Here is a 24,999-nt window from a genome sequence, read left to right on the forward strand (position 1 = left end):
AAACAGGAATTTAAACTTATGTCTGATATTAAAACGGTAGCTCAGCGTGCCCTGTCATTGATGGATTTAACTAGCCTTACCAATACAGAAACTGAGCAAGAGATTATTGACCTTTGTCGACAAGCAAAGTCACCTGCGGGCGAAACAGCTGCTATTTGTATTTTTCCGCGCTTTATTCCTATTGCTAAAAAGGCACTTAAAGCGCAGCAAACTCCACAGGTAAAAATAGCAACGGTGACGAACTTCCCCCATGGCAATGATGATATTGACATTGCTTTAGCCGAAACTAAAGCAGCAGTAGCCTATGGTGCCGATGAAGTAGACTTAGTTTTCCCTTATCGCGCGTTAATGCAAGGTAACGAAACCATTGGTTTTGACATGGTCAAGGTCTGTAAACAAGCCTGCGAAAGTTCAGCAAAGCTTAAAGTCATTATTGAAACAGGTGAGTTAAAATCTGAAGAGTTAATTCGAAAAGCCAGTGAAATTGCCATTAATGCCGGAGCTGACTTCATTAAAACATCGACAGGTAAGGTCGCGGTAAATGCTACACCAACCGCAGCACAAATAATGTTAGAAGTAATAAAACACAAGAACACTGCTGTCGGCTTCAAACCCGCTGGAGGGGTAAGAAATGCCGAAGATGCCGGTATTTATCTTGATTTAGCCGATAGCATATTAGGGGATGAATGGGCCGATGCGAATCACTTTCGCTTTGGTGCTAGCAGCTTACTAACCAGTTTATTGGAAACCCTAGGTCATGAAAGTAACTCTAAAAGTTCAAGTAGCTACTAAGTTTCTATTACCATAGCGACTAAGTAGCAACTAAATAATTGAAAATAGCGTTTAGTTAAGTAAAACTATAGCGATACCTTCAATAAGACAAACTTTAAAAAGAAAGCAGAAAGATGGCACAACTTTATTTTTATTTTTCATCGATGAATGCAGGCAAGTCAACTCACTTGCTGCAATCTTCTTATAACTACCAAGAGCGTGGTTTAGCCACGGCTATTTATACCGCGCAAATTGATGATAGGTTTGCTAAAGGCAAGGTTGCTTCGCGGTTAGGCATTGATGCCGACGCTTTTTTGTTTAACGATGAAACTAACCTATTCAAAGATGTTGAGCAGAAAAATCAAGCTGAGAAGCTTGCTTGTGTACTCCTCGACGAAGCACAGTTTTTGTCCACAGAGCAGGTTAAGCAACTTACTGATATCGTTGATTTATTGCACATCCCTGTTCTCGCTTATGGCATACGCACTGACTTTTTAGGACAAACCTTCTCAGGTAGTGCTGCCCTGCTCGCTTGGGCAGACAAACTGGTAGAATTAAAAACCATATGTCACTGTGGCCGCAAAGCTAACTTTGTTATCAGACAAGACGCTAACGGTAAAGCTATGCAAGGGGGCGAGCAAGTAGAAGTAGGGGGTAATGAGCGTTATGAACCCCTGTGTCGCGCTCACTTTAAGCAACTTGTCAGGCTTGAAGTCTAGGGTGGCCGCTAAAAACAGTGTCATCAACCTTGATTAGTGCTTACTGCCTAATAAAAGAGGCTACTTTCGGTTTATTATCACCATTGCAAATCACATTTCATTAAATGAAAACGCCTTATAACTCAGTTATAAGGCGTTTTTTTATGAGAGCAAACATACATTGATTGTCTACTAGCTAATAACAATAGTGCTTATTCACTTTAACTAACCGCGACTACGAATAAATCACTGGCGGCAATTCAGGGCTCTCTTCTGAGTAACTCAGCGCATTATTAAATTGCTCAATAGCTCTATTAGCTGAGTCTTCATCTTTGGCATGAACACGGGCAATCACTTCACCACGATTGACGTGTACACCCAGTGGTAATATCCTATCAAAACCAACCGTGTGATCTACCTGCTGTGTCGGTGCGGTTCTACCGCCACCTAAACCAACAACTGACATGCCAACAGCACGGGTATCCATTTGTGCAATATAGCCATGCTGTGATGCTTTAACTTCCATAATCACATTCGCTTTGCTCATAGAATCCCAAGGTTTTTCTACGAAGTTTTTCGGCCCACCTAATGCTGCCACCATACGATCAAACACTTCTGCTGCCAAACCTGTGCTTAATACTTTATCGATTTTTTTATGGGCATCTTGTTCATCACTTGCTAGCTTGGTATTAACAAGCATAGCCGTGGCAAGTGCTTGTACGACTTTATGTAAGCGCGGCTCTCTTTGCTTGCCGGTTAAGTATTTAACCGTTTCATACATTTCTATAGCGTTACCAGCACTGGTACCCAAGACTTGGTTCATATCGGTAATAATAGCCTGTGTCTTAACACCCGCGCCATTAGCAACGCTAACGATACTATCAGCAAGTGCTTTAGCATCGGCTAGATTATTCATCATAGCGCCATTGCCTACCTTAACATCCATCACTAACACATCTAAGCCCGCAGCAAGCTTTTTAGACAAGATAGAAGCGGTAATTAAGGGGATAGACTCAACGGTTGCAGTAACATCTCTAATCGAATACAAACGCTTATCTGCCGGTGCTAAATTGTCTGTTTGAGAAATAATAGCAACACCAACTTCTTTCACTATGCGCTTAAATTCTGAGATGCTTGGCTGGACATTAAAACCAGCGATGCTTTCTAGTTTATCTGCAGTACCACCGGTATGACCTAAACCTCGACCCGAAATCATCGGTACATAACCGCCACAAGCAGAAACAATAGCAGCCAACATAAAGCTAACTTTATCGCCGACACCACCGGTTGAATGTTTATCAACGATAGGGCCATCAAAGCCTTGCCAACTTATGACATCGCCTGAATTCATCATAGCTTTGGTAAAGTTGACTCTTTCATCAATCGACATGCCATTTTGAAAAATAGCCATCGCCATTGCGCCAACTTGGCTGTCTGAAAAGTTGCCATCGACTAGGCCTGAAACAAAACCATTAATCGATTGTTCGTCGAGTATTTGACCATTACGTTTAAGTCGAATAATTTCTTGTGGGATAATTTTATTGGTTACTGACATTAGCTAAATCCTTATAAGTCTAATAAATCTTTTGGGGTGAATGCATCAGGTAATAACGCCTGCACAGTCCAAACTTTTCGTTCATTTTTATGGTTTACTGTAAGTACTGGTGCTGATTGTTCAAAAAACTCAGCAATAACCTGCCTACAGGCACCACAAGGTGGCGTCAATTTATCTTGTTCGGTATAAATAACAATTAGTTGAAATTGTTGCTCGCCATTAATTACTGCATGACTAATACAATTACGCTCCGCGCAGACAGTTAAGCCGTATGAAGCGTTTTCGACATTACAACCTTTGACTATGTTGCCATTGGTTGTTAACGCAGCAGCACCGACATGAAAGTTACTGTATGGCGCATAGGCCAATTGATAAGCAGCTTTCGCAGCAGCGATTACTTCATCCATTAATTTTGTTGGTATTTCGTTCATTATGTTCCCTGTCACGAGTAATATTGATAGCTTCAGCATATCATTGCTGACCATGTGGTCAAGTTATTTTATTCAATGAATTAACAACAACTATAATGAAAAATAGCCAATAAAAAAGGCTGCAAAAAATGCAGCCTTTTATTTCTATCAAACCGGTCTACTACAATGCAAGTATCCTCGATTTTTAGTTTAGTTTAGTTTAGTTTAGAAAGTATAACGAACACCAATTTTGATACCCCATGCAGAGTATTTAGCATCAACTGTATCGGCATTAGCGGCGTCGAAGCCACCATATGGTGTAGAATATACGTAACGGCCTTGATCATCTAGGTCGAAGTCGGCAAGGATTTTAGTACCGTATTGGCTACGCTTTTTCTGGCCTTTAGTATCGTCGATAAGGTTAAGTAAGTTACGCACACTAAGGAATAACTCACCTTTATGACCTTCCATAAAACCTGGGATTTCTTGAGCAATACGTAGGTCTAGCGTGGTTTGCCAAGGTTGGCTACCAGAGCCTTTTTCAGCATAACCACCGGCATATTTACCTAAACCTGCTTGGTCTATATAGCCTTTCAACTCATCATAGGTCAAACCGTATTGGTAAGCTACGTTTGGATCACCGGCGCCCGATGGAATGTAAGGCAAGTAAGCATCTGATTTATAAAATGCGTCTTGATCACCTAAGGCACCATCTTTGTGTGATCCCATAACCCAGCTAAGTGGCTGGCCAGAGCGGCGTTCAAAGAATAGATTAAACTTAGTAGCATAGTTAGAAACAAACTCAACACGGTAATCTAAGTTAATTTTTAAGCTATGTTCAATTTCAAAATTGGCACGACCAACTTCTGCACGGCCACGCTCTAATGTGACCGGGTACTGGAAGTTAGAAGTAGCTGTTGAAGAAGTCCCTGGTGTACCTTCGGTAATATCTTGATTGGTATAAGATATATTAAAGGCAAGGCCGCTATCAAACGTCTTGTTTAAGCTGGTAGTGATGATATTGCTTTCACCATTATCAGCGGCATTAGTTAACATGAGATCATAACGATCCGTGTCATCTGCTTCATAAATTGGGCGGCCACCAGCAGTTGTTTCGCCAGTTTTGCTACGGCTAACATCTTGCCAAAATGGGTCGTTTTCTTTCTCTATATGAATAAATTCTGCCGACCACATCCAGTCATCACCCATTACTGGGATATCGAAACGATACTCTAGTGCAATATTGGTACGCCAGTCTGAAGGCGTTTTGAAATTAGGATCGGTGAAGTTTACATTACCGTCTCCTGCTTCCATGCCATCAAGTACCGCTTGAGGGATCTTAGTAATATCCGCATTAATTAGGTGATCACCAGTATCACCAGAAGTAACGTAGGTAGTTCCGTCATTACTGTAGGCATTTGAAAGCCAAACATTGGGGCGACCACCACTAAAGCGACCAATACCACCACGCACGACTAAATCATCGGTTGCTTCCCAGTTAATACTAATACGAGGAAGGAAAATACTTTCGCCATCCATATTAGCAGAGTTTGAGTAGCCGTATCTTGCTTGGAAATTAGCATTATGAGTTGGTTTATCTGATGAGCCCACCACCTCATAACGAACACCGGCGGTTAACAATACCGAATCGGTAATATTAAACGCATCTTCAATAAATAATGTTGTTGTTGAGAACTTAAAGCTCGCTGCTGCATCATTCACGTCGTTGGTGTATGCATTGGCATAATCAAAGTCATCAGCCAAACGATTTTCAAAGTCGGCAATGCTCTCAAAATTCCATGTACCTAATGAGTCAGGTGCATATAAATTCCTTACATCTATGGTTTCATATTCGACACCAAAGGTAATTTCATGGTCGTTATATAAATATTCACCTAAAAAACGTAATGACAAGGTCTGGTTGCTTAGCTCATTACCATGGCGACTTCTATCAGGGCCAAAAGCGATATCGCCACTTTCACCTCGTACGGTAACATCACCCATCATTTTATTTTGAGGAGCTGCCTTAGTATCAACATCTTTATAGGCTACTTTTATTTCAGTAGTAAAATCAGCGCTCCAATCTGAGTACAAGTGCCCAGAAAAGGCCGTTAAGTTTTCATCCTTATCATACCAGTGAGTAGAGGTTTTCAGTTCACTTGACCTAGAAGTCATGTTACGTGTTGAGTTACCCTCAGTGTTTTGATAAGTAAATGCGGCACGATGATCTTCATTGATGTTCCAATCAAGTTTAATTAAGATTTTTTCGTCTTTTTCTTCAGGATTGGCACTGTAAGTACCTATATCAACGCCGTAAACTCGGTCAGCAATCTCTTTAACTTGAAGGTATTCTGCTTCGGTAAACTTGGTATCATTGCCTGCACCTGCACCTGCAGGTCCCCACTCAACACTGGTAGGTTGATCATACTTCTCATATGATGCGAAGAAAAACAACTTATCTTTAATAATGGGTCCGCCAAGAGTAGCGGCAAAAGTAGTTGATTCAAACTCTAATGGGATGTCTTCACCCTCTAAATTTATAGGGGTACCGGCCCAGTCATCCGATTCTTTTTCATAGAAAAAACTACCATGAAATTCATTGGTACCTGACTTGGTTACTACGTTAATTTGACCGCCAGAAAACCCGCCATTTTTAACAGAGTAAGGCGTTGCTTCAACACTAACCTGCTCAACCGCATCAATCGATATTGGTGAGCGCTGGGTTGGATAACCATTGCCGTTCAAACCAAAGTCATCATTTTGACGAACACCATCAACAGAGAAACTATTAAAGCGAGGGTTTGAACCAGCGATTGACATCGGCGCACCATCGCCACTGCCAATAGAAACTAATGGGTTAAAACGTAACACACCCTTAAGATCACGTTCACCACCCGCAGCATTCGCGATATCATCAACACCAAAAGAGCCTGAAGAACCGCTATTGGTATAGCCAACCGCACGACTACCAACAACAGAAATAACTTCTCTATCAACATTTTCTAAATCAATAGATAAACGCTGTAGCTTACCGGCTTGTAGATACACATTAGTGTGAACTTGATCTTTATATACTTCAGAATCAATCACAACTTTATAGGGGCCGCCAACACGAAGACCTCTCAAGCTATAATTACCTGAACTATTGGTTTTAATTCGTTTAACGGTACCCGTTGGGATATGAGTTACAATAATCGTTGTATTGACAGCAGCTTCACCCTTAGGAGTGAATACTTGTCCTGCGATACCCGAAGATGTCTCATTTGCTATTGCTGAAGTTGATAGCCCAAGCGCAAGGACTAACGCACTAGCTATATGTGATAGACGATAGTTTTTCATCTGTTATTCCTATGTTTTTGTTTTTTGTTTTGTTTAAAGTGGTCTTTATTTTTATTATTTATAAACGATATAAAAGTTAACCAGTTGCTCTGTTTTTCATTTCGATTAAAATTAGACCAGACTTTCATTGCAGTTTCATTACATTTTTTCACATAGTAACACAACTAGCAAAAACAAAAATGTCAGACCAGTTAAAACAAAACAGGCTGATTTTAATTATATTCCTTTAAAATCAGCCTACTAAGATGAAATTACATGTTATCGCCTTCGATTATTTCACTTAATAATTTTATATATAAAATATTGTTATCGAAAGGTATGGTTTTAATCACTTTTTAATATAAGAAACTATCCATATGGTCAACAAATGAGCGTAAAATCCCTTGATAGCCTTTATATAAAGCAATATTGAAGTAATAAAATACTGACTTAAAACAATATATTTAAATTTATTTTAGAATAGTGATTATAGTGAAAAGATAAAACAGTCTGTTTTAGATTACTTACCACAAACTTGTAACCAGATGGCTATATAGTGTACCTTTCCTTTTCAATAAATTACATTTGTAGCTTAGATAATTAGTCAGTTGATAAATGTCCACGTTTGGCCACCTGACTAGCTGGTTAATAATAAATGAAGAAAATGTGTGACTTATGTCGATACGACTGGTAAAAAGCTAGATTAAAATAATCATGACAGCACCATAATCAAAAAGCATGGTGAAAAACAATGAAGACAATAACGAACTCTGAGTAAAGAATATGACTAGCGCTAATCAAATAAAAAAAACCGGCAATATTCGAGCGAAAAGTAAAGTTAAGATCCTAACCGCCGCTAGAACCGAATTTGTTTTACAGGGATATAGGGGCGCAACGGTGCAATCTATAGCTGATCGAGCAGAGCTGCCAAAAGCCAATATTCTTTATTATTTCAAAAACAAAGAAAACATTTATCATGCCGTGCTTGAGCATACTCTTGAGATGTGGGATGAAGGCATCGGTGATATTGAAGCAAATGAAGGTCCTAAAGTCGCCATAGAAAAATTTATTGCTGCGAAAGTAAGGATGTCATTTAAGCACCCTGAAGCATCAAAGATATACGCTATGGAAATAATTCAAGGCGCACAACATTTAAAAGACTATGCCCGTACATATCAACGACAGTGGGTAAGAGAAAAAGCTAAATTATTTCAGCAGTGGATAGATAGCGGTGAAATGGTCAATGTTGATCCTGTGCATCTTATTTTTCTTATTTGGTCAGCTACTCAGCACTACGCTGATTTTGAAACACAAATTTTAACGATAATGAATCGTGCAGACTTCGAAGAAGATGATGTTGAACAGGTCATCGCTTTTCTGTGTGACATTATTTTACGAGGCTGCGGCTTAATTTAATCAATTTAAGAAATTACTTTAAGAAAAAATTATGAATAAAAAATTACTCCTTACCTTGTTTACTTTGGTTTTTTCTAATATGACAATTGCACAAGATACCACATTAAAAATAGCCACCTTTAATGTCAGCATGGAAGCACTTAATTATGTTGAAGCTAAACGCGGCGAACCGGTAAATGTTTCGACCAATACACTGGCAACGGCCTTAGCCAGTCAACATCAACAGATCAAAAACATTGCCGAAATAATACAAAGAATTAATCCTGATATTATTCTGCTTAATGAATTTGATTATCTTGATGATAACAACCAAGCCTTAAAAAGCTTTATTGCTAACTACTTAAATAAAAGCCAGCAGGGTCAAAAGAGCATTAACTTCCCTTATTTTTACCAAGGTCCAGTTAATACCGGCGTAAATTCAGGTTTAGACCTTGATGGTAACGGTGAGAAAGGCAAATTACCCGGCGATGGCTACGGTTATGGTCACTTCCCTGGTCACTATGGTATGGCCTTGTTATCAAAATATCCTATAGATATTGCTAACATTCGCAGCTTTCAACACTTTAAATGGCATGATATGCCAAATGCACTTATGCCGATTGATCCCGAAACCAATAAACCGTGGTACAGCAAGGATGTATGGCAAGCGCTGAGATTATCATCAAAATCTCATTGGGATGTGCCTGTTAAGGTTAATGGTAAAACCATTCATATACTAGCAAGCCACCCAACTCCGCCAGTTTTTGATGGTCCAGAAGATCGAAATGGTAAACGTAATCACGATGAGGTTCGCTTTTGGCATGATTATATTACCCCTGAGTTAGCGGGTTATATTTATGATGACAAAGGCACCAAAGGCGGCCTTAAAGCCGAGCATGCCTTCGTTATGTTAGGTGATTTTAATGCCACTACCGTTGATGGCAATGCCATTAAAGCCGGTATTGCTTCACTATTAAACAATGAAAGAATTCAAGATGTTATGCCGCAGAGTCAAGCGGGAAAGCTACATAAACCTGATAACGTTAATGCTAAGCACCATACTTCAAATTGGGGTATGAGAGTCGATTATGTATTACCTTCGTCTTATGGCTTTAACGTTCATGATTCCGGGATTTTTTGGCCGTTACAAGGCGATGAAAGTTACCGTTTAATAAAAGATAGAAGTGCTTCATCAGATCATCGACTAGTTTGGCTTGAGCTAACAACAAAAGACTAGGCAAGACAATAAGCACAAATAAAAAAGCCGACAAGTGGCCACACGAGTCGGCTTAGCTTACATAAATTGAGTGACTATTGATGTTCAACAGCCCTTCGTAAGCAAAACTAGTTAGCTTTTATATAATACTAATCCGTATAGAAAGTTAATGGTATTACCAGCTTTCGATTAATTAAGGTTGGCGATAAGATCAGACTTTTTATCGCTAAGAAAGCGCACTTTTTCACCACTTTGCAAGCGCTCGCCGCCACGAACAACAACACTATCGTCAATGGATAAAGCGCCCGTCACTGAAATCCAGCTATCAACACCTTGACCTACTAATACCGAAACTTTTTGTGCTTTTAGCTCATCATCAATGGTCAATACATAGGTTTCGTTTTCCCGTAATATCAAGGCATCGCGTGGTACTAAAATGGCTTCCTTAGGGGCCTGCTTAGGTAAAGAAACCGTCACGGCGGTACCTGCTAAGATTGCTATACCATCAGCAGAAAGTCTGACATCAAAAGTACGTGAGGCTTGCTCCCCCGCCTGACTCCAAGTACGAATAGGTAACTCAAGTAAGGTTTGGTTCCATTTGACCATCACTTTACTGCCTCGTTGTAAAAAGGGTGCAATGGCAATTGGCGCAGCAATTTTAATATCAAGATGTTTGGTATCAATTAACTGCACTAACGGACGGCCTATAGTGATCAGTTCACCAACATGGGCAAATCGTTGGCTGATATTGCCGGCAAAAGGCGCTTTAATCATGGTTTTCTCTAAAGCAAGTAAGGTTTGCTCTACCGAGATATTCAAAGCAGCGACTTCGTTAATGGCAATGGTAAGATCTTTATTAACACGTTCATATTCACTCAAGGCTGAATTGTTTTTTTCACGTAACTTTAAAAAGCGGGCTTTTTGTCCGGTAAGGTAATCAACCTCGGCTTGATATTGCTTCACTTCTACTCGTTGACGAGCCAATTGTAATTTCAGGTGACGATCATCAATTTGTGCTAATAATTGCCCCTTGCTAACTTGACTGCCGACATCTTCAATCCACAGCAACTGCCCAGTTTGTTCGGCAGATATAGGGGCATTTTTTCGACTTATCACATTGGCAGGCAACCAAATACTTGGCTTTACTTGCTCTTTTTTGACCGACTCAACACTAACGAGGTGGGCAGGTTTTTCTTCTTCCGCCGCATTGGCCTGTTGACTAAAGCTAAGTAAGCCAATTATTGAGATAAATGCAAACGTTACTATCGCTGAGCTATAAATGTCTGCTGTTGCGGACTTTTTCATAGTAAATTTCAGTTTTGAAGACCTAATTCTGGAAGACATAACTTTTGAAGGCATAAGTTTTTCTGGTGTCACATTGGTTAACATTAAGTTATTCATGATTTGTCCCTTAATCTGTTGAGTTGTCATTACGCTTTAACGCGCGCACTTGGTAATTGTTGTACAGCTGGTTGTTTATTAGCTCCAGGTAAAAAGTCATACTTAGATAGCCTTAACAAACATGGCAGTAACACTATGGTAAATAGGGTACTAAAGGCTAAACCGCCGACAATCACCGCCGCTAAACCGCGATAAATAACACTGCCCGCTCCCGGCATAAGTAATAGCGGCAACATGCCAAAAAAGCTTGTTGCTGTACTCATAAAAATAGGTCGTAAACGTAAGATTAATGCTTGTTCAATCGCTTGTGAGCGCTCAAGGCCATCTTCTTGACCTAAGCGAGTTTGATGAACCAACAAAATTGCATTGTTAACTACTAAGCCCAGTAAAATAATAAAACCAATCATGGTCAGTAAATCAAGAGGCTGAAAGACAGTAAGGTTAAGCAATTGCAGTGCTAAAATACCGCCCACAGTTGCTAGCGGTATGGTAATTACCACGAGTAAGCTGTCTTTAATTGATTTAAACAGAGCAGCCATTAATAGAAATAGAATGACTAAAGCAAAAGCAAAATTTTCTGCCATCACCCCGATAGCTTTTTCTAGCTGATCGGCACTACCACCATATTGGATATTGCCACCATCTGGCATAATATCTCGCAATTTAGGCTCTACTTGTGACTTTAATACTGAAATTGTTTCTTCCAGCGACCAACCTTTAGGTGGGTTAACATTTAAAGTGATAGTACGCTGGCCATCAATACGTGTTAAGCGGCTCGGGCCAACCGTACGTTGTATAGCCACTAAGTTTGATAATTGTGTAATGTTGCCATTACCGGTAACCACAGGCACATCACCTAAGTTATCGGGATCATTCCAGCCATCGGCACGCAAAATCATGTTCATACGTTTACTGCCATTAAAATACTCACCAACATAGAGGCCATCACCTAATGTTCTGACTACACGACCAACATCACGACGATTCCAACCTTGCTCTACTATATTACGGTCCTTAGGGGTTAAGTTGATTTCGGGCTCTGACAAAGCAAGACCAGGATTAGCATTTACATTTGCGCCTTCAATGGCTGCTTTGATGAAATCTATACCTTGGCGTGCCACTTCTTGTAATGCTTGGGTATCTTTCGATTGCAGATGAACCTGCACTTGTCTACCACCACCAAAGCCACCAAATAAGTTACCCTGCCTGGCAAAAACCTGGGTGTCGGGTAGGTCAATTAATATTTCATTTTTAACAATTTCAAGTAACTCATCTACTCTGTCTTGATCTTTTACTCGAACGCCCAAACTACCGCCCCACGCGCCACCAAAAATATAATAATTTTTCAAGGCCGGCTCTTTAGTGCCATCCATATAGGGCTTTAAGCGTTCAACAATAGGTTGAATAACTTCTTTTTCAATAGTTTTAACATTAGAGCCCGGTGGAAAACGTAAATTTGCATCAATGGCATCACGCTTAACCGGTGGTAAATAATCAAGATTAGGCATAGCAACGAGTGTTATGACAACCGGTAATATTAATAGGCTAGTAGCAAGTGACAAACGCTTAATACGGTTATTGGTACAAGTCATAACAAAGCGGGTTATTTTTTGCCAAAGCATTTTATTAGGATCAATAACCTTTTCTTGTTTCAGTAAATACTTTGCTAAAACCGGTAGCAGTACCACAGCAACAATAAGCGATACAGAAACTGCAATGGCTATGGTTAAGGCCAAATCACCAAACAGCTGCCCTTCTATATCTTTTAAGAAAAACACCGGTAAGAAGATCGCTACCGTTGTAGCGGTCGAGGCCAGTAAAGCGCCCCATACTTGCTCTGCACCTTGCTCTGAACTGTCATGTTCATTAAGGCCTTTATCACGCATGCGTAATATATTCTCTAAAACAACAATGGCGGCATCGAGCACCATACCCACCGCAAAAGCCAAACCAGCTAAAGAAATAACGTTAAGTGAACGACCGGTAATTTCCAAAACAATAAAGGTACTTAACAAACTAACCGGTATAGCGGTAGCAATAATTAACGTAGCGCGCATCCGGCGAATAAAAAACCACAACACTGACAGCGATAAAACAATACCAGCAAATAGATTACTGGTGACTAAGTTAATGGCGCGGTAAATAAACACCGAGGCATCAAAAGATTGCACCATAATGAGTTTTTTATCTGCCAGCAGTTCACTATTAAGTAAGGCGACCTCTTCCTTGACTCGGTTTAACGTTTCTAAAACATTAGCGCCATTAGCTCTATTAATACGCATGGAAAATGCAGGATTACCATTTTGCACCGCCATACCTTCCCTATCCCTACGGCTCACTTCCACGGTGGCAATATCACTTAAACGAATATTTCGCCCACCGCGGGACTCAAGCATTAATTGTGATAAGTCATCAACGCTATATTTACCGCTATAACGTAAAGTGTATTGACGTCTACCTACGTCAATAAAGCCACCCGAAATATCATCACTGGCAGACACTAAGGAAATAAGTCTTGGAATTGAAATACCATATTCAGCCGCTTTAATGGGGTCGTAGCGAATTTGCAGCTCTTCTCGGTTTTGCTCCGAAAAAGTTTCCACACTGGCAACACCTTCAATCGATTCCAAGCGCGGTCTAATAACATCATTGGTAAAGTCAATATACTGGCTAATATCTTGACCATTACCCGGTAAAGCCTGTAAAAAGAAAAACGTCAGTGCTGGAGTATTGCCACGACCACCGCCAAGCATAATTCGTGGTGGCCGAGCATCTTGGGGTAAGTTAGCGACACGTGTCATGCGGCTAATCACTTCAATTAAGGTTTGCTCCATATTAGTGCCGACACCAAAAGATAAATTAATGTAAGCACCGCCACGATTGGCATAAGCATTCATTGAATCTAAGCCCGGAATACCACGTAAGACTTGCTCTTGTGGTTCAATAATTTCAGATTCAACTTCTTTAGGGGATGCCGCTCGCCAAGAGGTTTGTATGCCAATTTGTGGACGTTCAATATCAGGAAATAATTGCACTGGCAGTTTAAATAAGCTGAGCATACCTACAAGTAGAGTTAAGGCGACAACGACAGCGACAGCTGCTGGACTAGTTAAAGCGCTCTTGGTGAGTTTCATGGTGATTCCATCATTGGATTACATTAATTAACAAATAAGATACAAGGGTAAGCTAATAAAGTAAGTGGACTTGCGGTTAATCGAGATAAAAACACGACCAATAACCTCAGAGAAATGCTTTGAAATTAGCTGAAATAATTAGACATAACTGTGATGATTTTGACACACGTTAGCATTTAATAAATCACCTCTGATAAGTAAAGCTTTACAGGCCAGCAAGAATTGCCCTGATATATACCAGATTTACTTCAAGCGGGACCTTGAAGTAGATCTGGTATTAGTGACTTATTATGGTGAGCTCTGACTATTGATTGACAGACCGATAGGCTATAATCGCCAGCAACTTCAGCTAAAACAGTCGGCTATCATGATATCCTTAATCTCCCGTTTACTTCCTCTACTCTTATTTGCTTTATCATTTATCGCTCAAGCCAATTCAGTTGACAATAAAACGGATAAAGCCGAGCTGCCATCTCATAAAGCATTATTCGAGATGTGCTTATTTAAAGCGATTAAAAGTGCCGATAAAACAGCTACGTTAGCGGAGATTGAGCATTATTGTGAACAACAGATTGCTGAAAAAGTTATTAGTAAAAACAGTGGCCAAAGTGTTGAGTTAGGCGTGTTAGCCAACAGAGTGATCCGCGAAAAAAGAACCGCTGCCGACCCCTATGTACTCACACCACACAAAATGAATTACATTCTGCCTTTATCTATGGTCGATGAAATTAACCGCACGGCTTATCAAGGGTTTTCTGATTGGGCTGATGAATTAAAAGATGTCGAAGCAAAGTTTCAACTCAGTTTAAAAGTACCACTGCTCACTGACAGTTTATTTAGACAAGGCGATCAACTATATTTTGGTTTTACTTTGCAGTCCTGGTGGCAAATTTACTCGGAAGAAATTTCAAAACCCTTTCGTGAAACCAATTACCAGCCAGAAATTTTCTATTTCACCCCCATTAGTTTTCATCCTTTTGGCGGTAATTCTGCCCTAGTTGTTGGCGCAGAGCATCAATCGAATGGTCGTTCACAGCTGTTATCAAGAAGTTGGAACCGTGTTTATGTTAATTACCTTTATGAAAAGCGTAATTTCGCCTTATCATTTCGTCCATGGTATCGCATACCCGAGAGTGAGAAGGAATCTCCGTCAGATGGCCAAGGTGATGATAACCCGGATATTTTAGATTATATGGGCCATTTCGAGTTAGGCTTGATGTATAAATACGACTCAGCTTATGAATTCTCCTTTAAAGGTCGCAATAATTTTGCCACTCATAAAGGCTTTGTTGAATTTGGCGTGACTTTTCCTTTGTGGGGTAAGCTAAAAGGCTATGCCCAAATGAGTAGTGGCTATGGCGAAAGTTTAATTGATTATAATGTTAACCAAAGACGCTTTGGTATCGGTATCGCTTTAACCAACTTACTTTAACTACCAGTGTTAACCAAATGCTTTAACTAATGACTTACTTCATTGCTTGAGCAAAACGCTTAGTAAGTAACAGCCCTTCATTCATCGCCAGTTTATCAAGCTGTTCAGCTAAGGCTGTTAGTCTTTGTGAGGGTGTTGGGTGGGTTTTATACAACAAGGCTAAAGCACTATCATCGGCGGAAAATGATGCTAAGACTTGTAAATTATCTACATAAGCAAAAGCATCATAGCCCGATTTAGCCAATAGACGTATGCCATATTGATCCGCCTGAAACTCATCGTCTCGATCTAAGCCTTTGCTATATAAGTGTTGCGCCATACCCGTTACTTTTTTTGCCCAATCTCGATAATCATTATCTTCATTACTTGCTGCGGTATTGTCTTGATACGCTTGTGCTGAAATAAATAGGGTCTCGGTGACTGCACTTCTATTAGCATCATCTTTAATCGCCTTTAAATAATGATATTCGGTGATATGGACAATTTCATGAGCTAATACCGCAGCTAATTGCGCTTCATTTTCCAATTGCATCAACATGCCTGAAGTGATGAAAACAAAACCTCCAGGTGCGGCAAAAGCATTAATTGCCGTACTGTTAATCACACCAAACTGCCAAGGTAATTCAGGTCTTGAGCTATTAGCGGCCAGCCACATACCGACCTTATTAACATAAATATTAATGGCTTCATTTTCATACAAAGGTCGAGTGCCCAATAATACTGCCGACATATTTTCACCAAATTGAATTTCTTGAGCTTGATTAATACTATTGGCATTAAAAACCTTAATGCCTTGGTCTATTAACTGGCCGAGTTCAAAGTTACCAATTTTCAAACCGGTACTTTTACAAGCAAGGAGTGAACAACTTAAGATCAGAGCTAGGCAAATGGCATAACTTGTTGTGTGACTTGTTGGTCTTGAACAAGTTAAATGAGTTAAATACTTCATTTTTCTAGTCCTCTTTCACTTTTATAAGGCTTACTTTAAGTTTGCCCTGCTTGGCAAACCTTGCTGCTGCTCCGGCTGAGACACTATAGCTATTAAGTAAATCGACTTGCTTTAAATCAGCTTTTGCTTTTTTTAAATCATCGACATCAAAGCCGCGAACCCCGGTTGATACTGTCGGTAAACTATCATTGTTAACACTTGAAAAAAGCGACTTAACGCCTAACTCTCCTTCTCGTTTTGCCGAAGAAATAAATCTGACATTTAACATATTGACCCAGCCAGAAAGCTGACCGGCTTGTGGCAGGCTTGCTGTTGAAATAAAGTACCAAGCACTTTTTCTACTTTGAATATTAATCTTTTCTTTAGCAGCAACAGAGCCGGTAATGTTACTTTGAAAACTAGGTTGCTTTAACAAGTTAACTTTTTTTATCATCTGCCCCGCACGAACATTGTTAGGTTTTTGTGTGACTGGATTTGCTGCAAAGGCAAAACTGATATTTAAACTTGTTAGGACAAAAAGAACAGTTGCCATAATGAATGGGCTAGTAGCTATTATTGCAAGGTAAGCACAAAGAACTTTGGACATTACTTATCTCTCCTTTGAGGTTGATACAAATGAACCTTGCCCTGCCTACCTTTGACTTGGTGCTCACCTTGGTAACTAAAATCAAAAGCATGACTGGAAATCTTTTTAGTTTGTTCGGAAACTAATATTCGAGCGTTATTTTTAGTCAGTCCTTCAATTCGACTTGCCAAGTTTACCGTGTCGCCAATAACAGTATAGTCGAGCCGTAAGTCGGCGCCGATCATACCAACAATGCATTCCCCAGTATGAATACCAATACCAATATCAAAGCTTTGTAAGTCTGTTGGTAGGCTTTTGCGAAAGCGTAATAACTCTTGCTCCATAGCTAGTGCTGCATTAATAGCCGCCACGGCATCTTGCTCAGGTTTACGCTGTATAGGTGCGCCCCAGAAGGCCATTACACAATCACCAATAAACTTATCTAGGGTGCCATGATGTTGAAAAATAATAGCCACCTGTTGATTAAAATATTGATTGAGTAGCTTAACCACGGCTTCGGCATCACTATTTTCGGCCAATTGAGTGAAATTTCTAATATCAGAAAACAATACTGTCAGTGTTTGTTTTTTATTTAGCTGTTCAGGTGATAGAGCTCCCTCCTCGAGAAGTTTATAAACGACTTGCGGGTCTAAGAACCGGCCAAACATGGCTAGGGCTTGTTGGCGTCGTCGGTATTCTAAGTAGCCATAAAAAAAAGAAAAGATGAGGAAGCTAACTAACATAACCAGCAATATAGCGCCAATAAACAATAGCTGTTGCTGCTTTAATAACGCAGTGCTAATACTGGTGAGTATTAAGCTTATTGCGGCCATCAATAACAAGGTATAACCAACTTGCCTTACATAGCCACTGACTAATATAAACACTAAGCAAGTAAGGGTAATCACCATGACACCTATAACGGCTTGGCTGAAATCACTCACCGGTATTAAATATTGTTCATTTTTAAGGTTATCTATGGCAGTTGCTAACATATAAACGCCGGGGAGTTGGTCGCTTAATGGGGTTGCTCTCGCATCATATAACCCTGATGCGGTAGCACCAATTAAAACAATCTTGCCTGATAGTTGCTGTAAAAAATCTTTATTATTGTTAACTACTGCCTGATAAACATCGACATAGCTTAAGGTGGGATAAGGTTTCTCAGCAGCGCCGCGCCATTGTAATAAAATTTTCTGACGCTCTGGTAATGGTAAAGCCAATGAGCCTATTAACTTTGCCGGTAAAGAGGGAAAATGCCAGCCTGAAAGGTTTCTATAGACATCATAACTGCGTCCAACACCGTCAATACTGGCATTAAAATTTATACTGCCCAGCTGCCAATACTGTCGATTGATAGCCAAGGGTAAGATGAAACTTCCTTTGGCATTTTCATGCGCTAAAGGTGTTTTTATTAAACCCAACTCCTTGGGCAGATCTTTAAGTAATACACCACCGCCAGCAACTAGATTTTGCTCTAAGGTCGCAAAATATATGCCAGTTGAATTTGCCAATATTTCATTAAAATAGGTATCTGCATCAGGTCGATAAATATCCTGCTCGGCAAATAAAACATCAAAGACTATGGCAGATAAAGCAAATGGCTGTAGCGCTTCGATAACTTGTCCATGTACTGTTCTAGGCCATACCCAGCGCCCTGCCACAGCATTCATTTGCTTTAAACTGTGATCATCAATAGCAATAACGACGATATCGTTATCAACGTCTAATTGAGCTGCTAAATATCGAGACTGGCGATCAAAAATAGCAAAGTCTGCCGTTTTAAAAAGCTTACTTTGCTGAGCAACAAGGTAGGAGGTGATTAAGAAAACAACGATAAGTAATGATGATATTTTTACCCTGGATAATATCATAAGCTCTGTACCCGAGTTAAAGCCCAATGCTAAAACGAAAGTGTTAAAGCGAAGGTGTCAAAGTCATACTGTTAATAGCATATCTTTAATACTAATGACTGCTTGCTTTATGCTTCTTGCTAGTTGCTAAAATAGGTTAAGATAAAATTAGATTATCTTATTTATTTTTGACTGTGGGTAAATATGCCATCCCAGCCTTCATCAAAAACGTTCCCTTGTTGAGATCTTAGTCGATCAAGATAAATTTGTTGATAAACAGTAACTGGCGAATGTGCTATTAATGAAGTTAGCAGCGCTAAGGCCTTTTGCCAATTTTGCTGCTTATAATGCTTTAATACTTGCTCAAATTGTTGAACTTGTGCCAGCTCTGTTTGACTAAAATCACTTAATAATCCCAGAGGTTGATATATGGTTAAGCCTTGTTGCTTTCCTTTGACTCTCACCGTATCTATTTCTTGAAATATAATGCCTTTACACTGTGACTTGGTCGCCTGACTCACTAAAATAGTGACACCATAATATTTGGTTAACCCTTCAAGGCGCGAAGACAAGTTAACGCCATCACCTATAACAGTGTAATTAAGTCGAGTGGCTGAGCCCATATTGCCCGCAATAACATTGGCACTATTGATACCAATACCTAAACCGATTGCAGCAAACTTTTGCTCTACCAGCTCTAGGTTAATGAGTACTAACTCTTGTTGCATTGCTAACGCAGCAAGGACGGTGTTTTGTGCTTGTAAATCATCGTTTATGGGCACGCCAAATAACGCCATAACCGCATCACCAATATACTTGTCGATAACGCCATGATGATTATCGATAATTTTACTGAGTCGAGTTAGCAGTTGGTTTAACAAGGTCAGCACTTCTTTGGCATCATGAGTTTCACATAAGCTGGTAAAGTTTCTGATATCACTAAACAATATAGTTACCTGTCGCTCTTCCCCGCCTAGTTCAACGCCTTTACTCAGTAACTGCTCCGCAATGGCTGGTGAAACAACTTTCCCCAACAAGCTGCGTATTTTTGCTCGCTCTGCTAAACCTTTAGCCATAGCATTAAAACGTTTTGCCAGTTGACCCAGCTCATCTTTTTGATTCACCTCGATAGTTAAATCATAGTGGCCTTGTTCAATCCTTTTTGCCCCTTGTGCCAAAACAGTCACCGGCTGAGTTATTTTTCTGGCAATGAAATTACCACCCACTATCAGTAGTAATAAGGCGATAGCAAAGCCTGTGGCAACAATAAAGTGTAACTGGTCATAGGGAAGCAGCGCTTGTGCTAAAGAGCGCTGCAGCAAAGCAATAAAGTATTCATCATGCTGATATTGGATAGGCAGAACGACAGAGATATAGTGTTGTTGGTCCATTAACAAATCAAAGTTTTTCTTAAAACCCCAACTTTGTTCTGTTAACGCTTGCTCAGATAACAGCCGCGTTTCAGTCGGTAATGTTGATGCTAATTGCTGCCATTGATTATTAATGTCCCTTAAGGTACTACCATAGAGTATTGAAACCTGTGATTTAGTGGTTTTCTGCAAGTTTTCCGCGAAGCTGTCGGTGATTAAGAAACCCATGACAATCCAATGACTGGGCTCGGGTGAAAATAATGGCACAACCACTAATAAATAGGGTTGCTCATCAATAAAGGCAATAGAGTCGGCTTCGCCAAATTCACTATTGCTTGCTTGCTCAATTAACTGGGGTAAATAAAAGGGTCGAGCGGTTAAGTTAGGGTGGCTGGTATCAGCAATAATGTTGCCATCCATCGAAAGTAGCAACATTACACTTGCCTCTACTCGTTGTTGATAGCTTATTAAGGTGGATAATACTGTTTTGTGCTCGTTAGTATTAGCAACAGGTTTAAAGGCGTAATCAGAAGATAAAGCTCTTACCTTTGCCAGCAAACTATCGCGGTGCTGCGTTAATGATTTGACAAAAACATCGGCAGTGACTTGCAGAGCTTCATCAATATTAGCTCTTGCAGTCGCTATATTGGCATCACGAATAACAATAAATAATGCTAATTGTATTGGCACAAAAATCACCAGCACAAAAGCAATAATTCTACTGCGAAAGTGTGAAAACCTAAAAAGCTTATTGATTACCATCCCTCTCATTATCGCCAGCATTGCCAATACTGGGCAGCTAAATATTTAAGGCTGTTAATTCAAAGTTTTGACTTCACAAGCTTTAGCTCTCAAAGGAAAGGTTACTGCCCTGAATTTAATAACCTCTTCGTCTAACACTTTTGGGTGAGCGCCATGCTTTGAACTGTGTTTTTTGCCTAACGGTAAATACTAACTTTTGTTCATCTTCATTAATCTCTATTTGTTGTGTATTGAGTTGTTCACTACCTTTCGACTTTGGGTGCCAGACAACGACTTCATATTGCCCCTTGTCAAGGTCAGTTAATACCGCTTTGCCGGCTTTATTAGAAATTGAGAACTTATTGGTATCAACGACAAAAACATAAGCTTTCATCCAATCATGAATATTACAAGCCATAGCAACAACACCACTTTTATCAAACATTACTGGCGCGGAGGGATCACCACTATACAGTGGTAATTCAAACTGCTTTGATTTTGAAAAAGAATAAACTTGATGACGAATATCATCATTGTTCGGAAAGTTTATCGCGCTACCTCGCTGCACCACGGTGACATAAGGGATGAATTCTTTATCAACTTGGTCGATGATGATTGAATGGTCACTTATTTTTGGCAGCACTTCATTGATATAAATAACGGCAAACTCTATTGGCTTTTGTTTACTGTCTAGCACAGTCACTTGCAGGCTTTGAGCATGACTTTGCCAACAATACATCAACAAAAAACCACCGAGAGCAAAAGTAACATACTGAAATGATTTCATTTGATTTCCCTTAATATCGGTAGTTATAACTTAACGAGTATGATGTGTTTTTATATTCCAATACATCAGCATGACCTTGATAACGCTCTATAAATAAATTAATAGCGGAGTGCCTGGTCAGGCTATAACTTAACGAGGCTGAAAAAATATTACTGCTACCATCAAGTTTGTAAACACAACCAACAAATATTTTGTCCTTGGTGATGGCTTTGACCTCTTCAACCTCTAGCACCTTAGCTACATTTACCGTATTACAGGCTGAGTGAAAGTCACCTTCTCGCCGTGCATAACTCGCCGATAGCAACCAATCTTGAGCAAGTATATAATCTGCATAAATAGAGGCCCTGAAATAACTTTGACTAAAAACATCACTTGATAATTCAGGCACTACGTTTGGCCCTGACTCACCATCAGTGGAGGTAAAATCGATACTTGCCGCAATAGATAATTGATTATTGATATGCTGACCCAGCTCAATACCGCTAGAAAAGATATCTCTTGAATAAACATCGTAGTCCACTTCTTTATGACCATAATTGGCATTGAACTGTAAATAAGGCTGATAAAAACCCAAGCCGAACTTATATCTGAAACCAAAATTTGCCCCTAAAAAAACATCATCCAATCTGTCAAATTCTTGATGCTTTTGTGCCTCAAATTCAAGGGCGATGTGTATGCGGCTAAGACCATCAAGTTGATAGAAACGGCCAATGACAGCGTCGAGTGCTAAGCGTTGATCTTGATGGGAGTCATCGTCAAAAGCTGACAGGTTAAGGTTTTCAATATCAGCATAGGATAGTTGGACATCTGCTAACCATTCTACCCATTCACCCTTTTCAGCACCGACGGTTGTCGATAATAGAAGACAAGTAGTTACCGCTATAGATAATTTTTTCATAAATACACCCATTAAAGCCTAATAACTTTTATATAAGTGAAATCCTTTCATTGGCAAAGTATAGAGTAGAAATGAACAATATTTTGCTACATTCGCCCACCTTGTAACGCATTTACCAGTGTTGCTATGTTTTTATTGATAACTTTTACACTTTTTTTGTGCCGATCCTATACTTTTGATTAACTCATTGCGGTTAATTTTGTACAGGACATATGATGAATAGCATTGAACATTTTATAGAAATAGGCATCGCTTTATCGTCAGAGAAAGATCACCGTGTACTATTAGAGAAGATAATTAAAAGTGCCATGGAGCTAGCCAATGCCGATGGTGGCACCATCTATTCAATATCAGACAACAAAGAATTAGTTTTTGAAACCATCATCAATAACACCTTAGCGCTTCATTTGGGTGGTACCACAAATAATGAAATCAACTTCCCCCCTATTTCATTATTAAAGTATGGCGAAGTTAATGACAGTGCCCTTGTTGCTATCGCCGCCAAGACAGGGGAGATCATTAATATTGAAGATGTATATCATTGCCCGGATTACGACTTAAGTGCCGCTAAAGCAATGGATAAAAAAACCGGTTATAGAACTCAGTCGGTATTAACTTTGCCCATGAAAAACCATCAAGGGGATCTTAACGGCGTTATTCAACTACTCAATGCTAGCAATGAGCAAGGTGACATCATTGCCTTTGACCAAGAAATCGAGAAAACAATCCATGCGCTGTCTTCTTTAGCTGGCGTCATTATTACCAACAAACAGCTTATTGATGAAATGGAGAACTTATTTTCAGCTTTTTCTAAGCTCATTGCTTCCGCTATTGATAAAAAATCACCTTATACTGGTGGCCATTGTCGCCGCGTGCCCTTAATCACCATGATGTTGGCTGAAGCTTGTGATGAAATAAATGATGGCCCGCTCGATAGTTTTTCCATGAGCAAAGAGGACTTTCATGAATTGGGTGTTGCGGCTTGGCTACATGACTGTGGCAAGGTTGCTACCCCTGAATATGTTATGGACAAAGCCAAGAAGCTTGAAACCATTTTTGACCGAATTGAGCTAGTAAGTGCTCGTTTTGAAATAGCGGCTAGGGATATTTATTCTTCTGATAAACATACTGATAATCAAAAGGCCTTGTTATTGAAAATATTGGAGTCTGATCGTGATTTCATCTGTCTTGCCAACACTGGCGGCGAGTTTTTTGATGAAGATAAAATAGAACGGGTGTATAAAATAGCCAAAAATTATCAGGTAACAATTAGAGGGGTAAAACAAGACATAGTAAACGCCGATGAGGTTTACAACTTAATTACCAAACGTGGCACTTTAAATCCGAAAGAACGACGGGTGATAAATGGCCACATGGATGTGACAGTTGAAATGCTTGAATCAATGCCTTTTCCAAAACACTTAAAACGTGTACCCGAGTATGCCTGTGGTCATCATGAAAAAATGGATGGTACAGGTTACCCGAAAGGATTAAAGCGCGATGAAATGTCTATTCCAGCAAGGATAATGGGCATTGCCGATGTATTTGAAGCCTTAACAGCAAATGATCGTCCGTACAAAGACCCTAAAACCTTATCCGAAACCCTTACTATTATGGGCCGTATGAAGTTAGGCGATCATCTTGATCCTGACTTATTTGATGTTTTTATCGAAAAAGAAGTTTATTTGAAATTTGCTAAACAGTATTTAGAAAACAGCCAGCTAGATGAGTTTGATATCACTCAAATACCTGGCTGTCAAAAAGGTTTTTGACTTAACTGGAAGTAGATTAATAGGAGGTAACTTAATAGTTAAGCTTCTTCATCTTCTACTCTAACGCCGCAAACATCATGTTCGTCAGCATGAAAATTGCTACCCAAATCATATTGCCTGGCTGCACATCAGTTAAATAGACTTTACTCATCAACTTCTGGCGTATGCATATATGAACGTGCGATAGCGCCTTCACTATTCACTTCATCAACTAAAACTAAATATTCTTGGCCAATGTGGTCTAATTGCTCTTCTTCGGTTTCACCCGGAAAACCAATAATGAAATTTAGCGAATAACCAACTCAGAGCATATCTCACGCCATTTATTAATACGCTCTAAGGTACACTCAGAACTACTTGGACGTTTCAATAATTTTAAAATACGTTCACTGTCAACAAGACTTTTTTGGGCAGCCGAACATACTTATAGCAGCCCTATAGGGAGAGGTTTATTATTAGGGATTTGTAATATCTATCCGATTAATACACAACTAAACCATTGTTATAATTGATAATAACACCACTCCCCTACACTACTAAGTAAAGAATAAATATAAAATTAATAATCAGTTCAAAATGGGTCTCTGCATTAATGTCACACGAAAATTCCATAGTGATAACTTTGCAGTGTTCCGGATTTTTAGTGCAGTTTTATCGAACTAATTATTGGTTAAACCTTGGCTAGTAAAAATTCAACTGATGCTGTGTGGTATGGAGTATTAGCATAAATGCAC

The 24,999-nt window shown here is 39.6% G+C and carries 17 protein-coding genes and 1 pseudogene; 6 read left to right on the forward strand and 12 right to left on the reverse strand.

Features of this window, described 5'->3' with window-relative positions; all coding sequences use genetic code 11:
- Positions 1–18 precede the first annotated feature (18 nt).
- Both deoC and HRT55_RS12175 read left to right on the forward strand, forming a co-directional pair.
- Positions 19–792, forward strand: a complete 774-nt coding sequence (gene deoC / locus HRT55_RS12170) for a deoxyribose-phosphate aldolase (protein WP_291621599.1) — start codon at positions 19–21, stop codon at positions 790–792.
- A 113-nt stretch (positions 793–905) separates the two neighbouring features.
- The gene (locus tag HRT55_RS12175) at positions 906–1,490 is read left to right on the forward strand and encodes a thymidine kinase (protein WP_291621601.1); all 585 of its coding nucleotides are present in this window, start codon (positions 906–908) and stop codon (positions 1,488–1,490) included.
- Positions 1,491–1,704: 214 nt separating this feature from the next.
- Here HRT55_RS12175 and deoA read toward each other — a convergent pair whose 3' ends face one another.
- The 3 genes from deoA to HRT55_RS12190 form a co-directional block, all read right to left on the reverse strand.
- Entirely contained in the window at positions 1,705–3,024 is a 1,320-nt protein-coding gene (deoA, locus tag HRT55_RS12180; RefSeq protein WP_291621603.1) for a thymidine phosphorylase, read from the reverse strand.
- A gap of 11 nt (positions 3,025–3,035) precedes the next feature.
- Positions 3,036–3,455, reverse strand: coding sequence for a cytidine deaminase (gene cdd / locus HRT55_RS12185; protein WP_291621604.1), 420 nt, complete (start codon positions 3,453–3,455; stop codon positions 3,036–3,038).
- Positions 3,456–3,659: 204 nt separating this feature from the next.
- A complete protein-coding gene (locus HRT55_RS12190) occupies positions 3,660–6,773 on the reverse strand; it encodes a TonB-dependent receptor (protein WP_291621606.1) in 3,114 nt (1,037 codons plus the stop codon).
- A 762-nt stretch (positions 6,774–7,535) separates the two neighbouring features.
- Here HRT55_RS12190 and HRT55_RS12195 point away from each other — a divergent pair.
- A complete protein-coding gene (locus HRT55_RS12195) occupies positions 7,536–8,168 on the forward strand; it encodes a TetR/AcrR family transcriptional regulator (protein WP_291621608.1) in 633 nt (210 codons plus the stop codon).
- A 31-nt stretch (positions 8,169–8,199) separates the two neighbouring features.
- A complete protein-coding gene (locus tag HRT55_RS12200) occupies positions 8,200–9,384 on the forward strand; it encodes an endonuclease/exonuclease/phosphatase family protein (RefSeq protein ID WP_291621609.1) in 1,185 nt (394 codons plus the stop codon).
- A gap of 168 nt (positions 9,385–9,552) precedes the next feature.
- Here the strand turns inward: HRT55_RS12200 and HRT55_RS12205 are convergent, their stop codons facing one another.
- Entirely contained in the window at positions 9,553–10,764 is a 1,212-nt protein-coding gene (locus HRT55_RS12205) for an efflux RND transporter periplasmic adaptor subunit (RefSeq protein ID WP_291621611.1), read from the reverse strand.
- 29 nt (positions 10,765–10,793) lie between these two features.
- Positions 10,794–13,898 carry an efflux RND transporter permease subunit gene (locus HRT55_RS12210; RefSeq protein ID WP_291621613.1) on the reverse strand — a complete coding sequence of 1,035 codons (3,105 nt, stop codon included), beginning with the start codon at positions 13,896–13,898 and terminating at the stop codon, positions 10,794–10,796.
- A gap of 367 nt (positions 13,899–14,265) precedes the next feature.
- Between HRT55_RS12210 and HRT55_RS12215 the strand changes: the two genes are divergently transcribed.
- Positions 14,266–15,330: a phospholipase A gene (locus HRT55_RS12215; RefSeq protein WP_291621615.1), complete on the forward strand. Its 1,065-nt coding sequence runs from the start codon at positions 14,266–14,268 to the stop codon at positions 15,328–15,330.
- A 34-nt stretch (positions 15,331–15,364) separates the two neighbouring features.
- On the opposite strand, the gene HRT55_RS12220 is transcribed toward HRT55_RS12215, so the two are convergent.
- From HRT55_RS12220 to HRT55_RS12245, 6 genes are all read right to left on the reverse strand, one after another.
- A complete protein-coding gene (locus HRT55_RS12220; protein ID WP_291621618.1) occupies positions 15,365–16,279 on the reverse strand; it encodes a M48 family metalloprotease in 915 nt (304 codons plus the stop codon).
- Between the two features lie 4 nt (positions 16,280–16,283).
- The gene (locus HRT55_RS12225; RefSeq protein ID WP_291621620.1) at positions 16,284–16,865 is read right to left on the reverse strand and encodes a hypothetical protein; all 582 of its coding nucleotides are present in this window, start codon (positions 16,863–16,865) and stop codon (positions 16,284–16,286) included.
- On the reverse strand, positions 16,865–18,718 hold the full coding sequence (locus HRT55_RS12230; protein WP_291621622.1) for a CHASE2 domain-containing protein: 1,854 nt from the start codon (positions 18,716–18,718) through the stop codon (positions 16,865–16,867). Before HRT55_RS12230 ends, HRT55_RS12225 begins: the two co-directional genes overlap by 1 nt.
- Positions 18,719–18,879: 161 nt before the next feature.
- Positions 18,880–20,757: an adenylate/guanylate cyclase domain-containing protein gene (locus HRT55_RS12235; protein ID WP_291621624.1), complete on the reverse strand. Its 1,878-nt coding sequence runs from the start codon at positions 20,755–20,757 to the stop codon at positions 18,880–18,882.
- 187 nt (positions 20,758–20,944) lie between these two features.
- Positions 20,945–21,595: a methylamine utilization protein gene (locus HRT55_RS12240; protein ID WP_291621626.1), complete on the reverse strand. Its 651-nt coding sequence runs from the start codon at positions 21,593–21,595 to the stop codon at positions 20,945–20,947.
- A gap of 10 nt (positions 21,596–21,605) precedes the next feature.
- Positions 21,606–22,493 (reverse strand): hypothetical protein, encoded by an 888-nt coding sequence (locus HRT55_RS12245; protein WP_291621627.1) that lies wholly within the window; start codon positions 22,491–22,493, stop codon positions 21,606–21,608.
- 212 nt (positions 22,494–22,705) lie between these two features.
- On the opposite strand from HRT55_RS12245, the gene HRT55_RS12250 reads away from it, so the two are divergent.
- Positions 22,706–24,265, forward strand: coding sequence for an HD domain-containing phosphohydrolase (locus HRT55_RS12250; RefSeq protein ID WP_367241216.1), 1,560 nt, complete (start codon positions 22,706–22,708; stop codon positions 24,263–24,265).
- Between the two features lie 38 nt (positions 24,266–24,303).
- On the opposite strand, the pseudogene rimO reads toward HRT55_RS12250, so the two are convergent.
- Positions 24,304–24,656 (reverse strand): annotated as a pseudogene (gene rimO, locus HRT55_RS12255) (30S ribosomal protein S12 methylthiotransferase RimO); the annotation flags it as partial.
- Positions 24,657–24,999: the final 343 nt, after the last annotated feature.

Origin of the sequence: Colwellia sp. (assembly GCF_013214175.1) — a bacterium.
Classification (GTDB): domain Bacteria; phylum Pseudomonadota; class Gammaproteobacteria; order Enterobacterales; family Alteromonadaceae; genus Colwellia.